Annotated in this window: 1 protein-coding gene; it reads right to left on the bottom strand. The window is 62.7% G+C overall.

Translation table 11 applies throughout. The features are described from left to right. Positions 1 to 170 precede the first annotated feature (170 nt). Positions 171 to 448 (bottom strand): dTMP kinase (locus I6F37_RS39850; RefSeq protein WP_368736819.1); only part of this gene is annotated, 278 nt, incomplete at its 5' end.

Below are 448 nucleotides of genomic sequence, written 5' to 3'. Positions count from 1 at the left end.
GGCCTACCAACAACAGCGCATGCCCCAATCGCCCCGCCGCTAGCGAGCCGCCGATGTTGCTCCACGCCCGCTGCTGCCACGGCGTCAACGTCTCGTTCATGGCGCCGATGTGCCTCGAGTGGTACTCATCGAGCGTGTACTCATCGAGCTTGTGCTCATCGACCTTGTACTCATTGCGAATTGGCCAGCGCGAGCACGGCTTCAGTCACTGCAGCCGCGACCGCAGGCATCGACTGTGAAGCATCAATCACCCGCCAGCGCTTGGGGTCCGCCTGCGCGCGTTGGCGATAGCTCTCCCGCACGCGTTCAAAAAATGCATGCGATTCCACTTCAATTCGATCAGCAGTGCCGCCACGAGCGCGCGCTCGGGCAAGCCCCGCTGCGATGGGCAGGTCAAGCAACAAGGCAAGGTCTGACTTCAGGCCAACGGCCCAGCGCTCAAGTTCGG

Source organism: Bradyrhizobium sp. NBAIM08 (assembly GCF_020193935.1).
In the GTDB taxonomy this organism is placed as follows: domain Bacteria; phylum Pseudomonadota; class Alphaproteobacteria; order Rhizobiales; family Xanthobacteraceae; genus Bradyrhizobium; species Bradyrhizobium yuanmingense.
This window is presented reverse-complemented; position numbering and strand designations above follow the sequence as displayed.